At 52.6% G+C, this 4,612-nt stretch carries 1 protein-coding gene; it reads left to right on the top strand.

The window, feature by feature from the left end; all coding sequences use genetic code 11:
* A partial coding sequence (locus RMSM_RS37600) for an FG-GAP-like repeat-containing protein (RefSeq protein WP_008707237.1) occupies window positions 1-4,612 on the top strand: 4,612 nt, incomplete at both ends.

Here is a 4,612-nt window from a genome sequence, read left to right as displayed (position 1 = left end):
GTTCGATCTTTCTGTTTCACCTTTCACGGTCTCTCCTGGCGAGCAGACTCAGACTCAACTCTCGGCTACTGACGCCGACGGAGATAATCTCACGTTCTCGATTCTTGCACATCAATCGCTACCGAAAGTCACTGTCAGTCCTCAAGGACTTCTTACATTCTCGCCAACGCCTGATGATGTCGGCCAATATCAAATCACGGCAAGCGTCAGTGACGGAACAGCGTCCGACACGATCGAGTTTACCGTAACCGTACCCGATCACGTCCCAGGAGCGCCGACGCAACTCAGCGGTCGCATTCTCGACACCAACTCGACGCCCTTGGTCGGCGTACCTATTGAACTTGGAAGCACGACAACGACGACGAACGATCAAGGTGAATTCACACTCGACACCGCGGTCAACTTCGACGGAGACGCGTTGATCGTTCGTGGCGAAGCGATCACCGGCCCCAATGTCTACCCATACATCGCTGAAAAGCTCCCTCTCGTTCTCGACCATCCGATCTACGAAGGATTCAGCAACGTCATTCCACGCCCAATCTTTCTGCCTGCTTTAGACGTGGCAGGTGGCAGCACGATCATTCCCGGCGTGGAGAACATTGTTGAACAAGAAATTGCTCCCGGCGAAATGGCTTCCGTCACTGTTGCTGCGAACACTCTAACTCGCCCCGACGGATCACCCTATGACGGCGTGTTAAGTATCACCGAAGTTCCGCCCGACCTGACCCCCGCCGCACTACCCGACAATCTTCTTACCGACGTGGTCGTAACAATCCAGCCCGGCGAAATGCAGTTCGCTGTACCTGCACCATTGAGGCTGCCCAACCGAGCCGGTCTTGCACCTGGAACCCCCACTGATCTTTGGTCAATCAACCCAGTTACCGGTGAATTCGAAGACGTTGGTGATGGCATTGTCAGCAACGATGGCACAGCAATCGAAACAATCTCGGGAGGCATCCGCAACAGCAGTTGGCACTTTGCTGCACCACCGGTGATTCCACCAACTCAGGCACTACCTCAAAACGGCCTTACCGCCAATCAAGATGACAATTGTCCCCAGCAATGCGATCCTAATTGCGACTGCGTGGCAACAACTGGAAGTATTCCCACCGGTGGCAAAAAAACCGAAACGAACTCAGATGTGGAACTGCATAGCGGTGCGTTGATTGAAACGCACCAAACAGTGACCTATCAATCACAAGGCGTGACAAGAGGCATAAAACTTGTCTACGACTCTCAACGTGCCGACCCCAGACCAATCGTGCACTTCGGTTACACCGATTTGCGTCCAGATGCTAATTCAAGACTGGTTGCTGACATCACCTTCTCCGATGGTGTCGTAGAAATCCGTAGCGAGGGAGTGCGTGCCGGTGAATTCGGACTAACGGGCGGGCAGCGATTTTGGAAATTGCCGGATGATATACAGGATGGGCAGGTCGCCATCCAAACCGATCTACGGTCGCTTGCAAGTGGCATTTACGGCTATGAACTCAATCGCGGAACGCTAACGCTTACAAACGATAATCGATTCGTGGGTGAAACGGCCACAACCACCGGAGAAGTCGTCCATATCAATTCCATTGACAGCCCTTATGGTGCGGGTTGGGGAATTTCTGGTCTAGACCAGATTGTAAGCATCAATGATGGCTCGGTTTTGATCATCAACGGAGACGGGACGCAGGCGAGGTTTCTAGCGTCTAGTCAACAAGGCGACCCCTTCGTTTCTCCTGGTGGCGACTTCACACGTCTTACTCGGCTTATCGACGGGAGCTACCAACGAGTCAGTCCAAACCAATTTACAGAAACGTATGATACTGACGGGCGGATCATGTCGCGAACGGATCGCAATGGGAACCAAACGACCTACACTTACGTCAACGGGATCATATCAGAAATCGTCGATCCGGTCGGCAAGGTGACGACCTTCGGCACCGAGAACGGAAAGATCATTTCCATCACTGATCCGGCAGGTCGTATCACCCAGCTTGAATACAGCGGAAAGGATTTATCGCGGGTTATTGATCCTGATGGTTCATCTCGAACGTTTGTCTACGATTCCGGTCACCGAATGATCGAGGAGACCAACAAGCGTGGATTCACGGAACGAACGCAGTACGGATTCCACGGTCGTGTTACGTCAGCGACACGAACGGATGGCACAAAGGTATTCGTTGAGCCGCTACAAACGAAGAATCTTCTCCCTCTCGCCGTTCAGCTTGATCCAGAAACGGCGCCCGTTGTACCGGTGACACCAAGCGATACAGCACGCCTGCTAGATGCGAATGCCAATATCACGTCCGTCACACTCGATCAAACGGGGCGTGCCATCAATGCAAATGACGGTGAAGGCAACAGCAGTGAATTTGTGCGAGACGCCGACAATCAAATTACGCTTGCAACGGATGCCAGGGGCAATCAATCTCGATTCACCTACGATGATCGCGGAAATCTCATTTCTCAATCAGATACGTTTTATCGCGGTGTGCGAATTCCTAGTGAAACACATGACATTACCTCGCCCGACGGCACGTTTGCTTTCGTTGCCGTACTTGCGTCGGGGGACTTCAACAACGACGCTCTAGAGGATATCGTTGCCGCAGGCGAATTGTTCGGTTCATCGGAGAACCTGATCGTAATGCCGAGCCAATCTCACGAGGGCTTTTCGGACATGGGAATTGCATTGAATGTTCCGAGCACCCATGCGCTGGAAGTGGCGGACTTGAATGCTGACGGACGCCTCGACATCATTGGCCTGTCGATCGATCTTTTCACGGGCAACAAAGTCTCAGTTTCTCTGGGTATCGACGGGTCTGCGTTCACTACACTACCGTTGCTAGACCTGACGGGCCTGCAAGTGGACGAACGAAGTAAGCTAAGAGCAGGTGAATTCACGAGCGACGGTACGATTGATTTAATCGTCGGCACTTCCGATGGTCAGCTCGCAGTATTTCCTGGTGTCGGAGACGGAACATTTCTAGCACCGATCGTGACGGAGGCTGCAGAAGACGCCGAGCAATTCGAGCTTGCCGATTTCAACGACGACGGCGATCTTGATGTCGCCGTTGTGCCGTTCAGCACACCCAACTTCAATCCAGCACAGAATGAACCGACCGAAGTGTCCATCATGCTTGGCAGAGGTGACGGTACGTTTAATGATCCTAGAATAGTTCTCACTGGAAACGACGCACGCGACATCGCTATTGCAGACATGAACGGCGATGGCTTCGAAGATCTCGTCACCGCAAATCTTTCGAACTCGATTTCCGTTGTATTCGGCGAAGTTGGCGGAAACTTCGGAACTCCTCAAGATTTCGATACGGGTGTTCCGATGACGGAGGTTCTTGCGTCGGACTTAAACAGCGATGGTGATGTCGACCTTGTTGGCCGGATCGACGACAACGGCCTGCGAGATACTATCTTGGTTTTCGAAAACGATGGGAATGGCGGAATCACTCTGTTCTCGTCACTTCCTGCCAGTTCCGTCAGTCAAGCCACCACAATCGCAGATTTCAATGGTGATGGCGTACCGGAGCTGGCAACGGGAGCATCCGAAGGATTCGTCGGCGCATCGGGTGGGCAGGCGAAGGTAGCGGTCTACACAAGCGATGGTGAGGGTGGTTTCCTCACATCAGACAGAACCCCGTTGGGGTTGGAACCGCAACTGATCAGGTCCGCCGATCTTGATGGCGATGAGAACCTCGATGTTCTGGTTCTTGACAGTGTCGCCGAAACACTCGTTGCATTCTATGGCGATGGCACCGGTGCGTTCCTACCGACGCCGATCAGCGACGCGGTTGGAGGACAGGGGTTTTCGCAAATAGACCTTGATCTCAGCGACTTAAACGGCGATGGCAAAGTTGATATCTCTGTTGCCAACTTCTTCGGCGAGCAAATCGAACTGTTTATTTCCAATATTCAGCCACGATCCTACACCCGTTCAACGGTCAGTCTTGGAACTCAGCCAATACTCGTCCGCACCGCAGATTTCAATCGAGATGAGGTCAACGATCTGTTTGTTGTTGACAATTCCAACTTGCAAGTGTTTGCAGGAGATGGATCAGGCGGATTCGAACTTTTGACCGCAATGACACATGACTTCGGCGGTAACATCACGGAAGTATTGACGGGGGATATCAACAACGATGGTTTGGTTGACGTAGTTATCGATGGCTTCGCACAACTTGGTAATGGCAACGGAACCTTCCAAGAGCCACTCTTCGTGCAAGCGTCACGAAATTCCGCACTCGGCGACATCGATGGGGACGGAATTCTCGATCTTGTGTTTGCAAGCGCTGTCAATTCCGTGGTTGCTCTCAAACGCGGTAATGGCGATGGGACGTTTCAGACCGCCGAGAGTATCGGCTCCGGGGGTGCTGATCGGCTGTTTGACATGGATGGAGACGGCAATCTCGATGCCGTAGGCTACTTCGGAGATTCAATAATCGTATCACGGTTGGCCTCCGATGGTAGCGTTGTTGGACGCGACTCGTTCGTTATCGGCGCGCGTGTTAGCGGGATTCAAAACCCGGCTAACAACTATGCGATTGGCGATTTCAACAACGACGGAATCGGTGACGTTGCATCAGCGACAGACGGTTTCGATTTGTTTGGC

The organism is Rhodopirellula maiorica SM1, assembly GCF_000346295.1.
GTDB classification, from domain to species: Bacteria; Planctomycetota; Planctomycetia; order Pirellulales; family Pirellulaceae; genus Novipirellula; species Novipirellula maiorica.
Note: the sequence above shows the minus strand (reverse complement) of the source record. Positions and strands in the feature narration are given on the sequence as shown.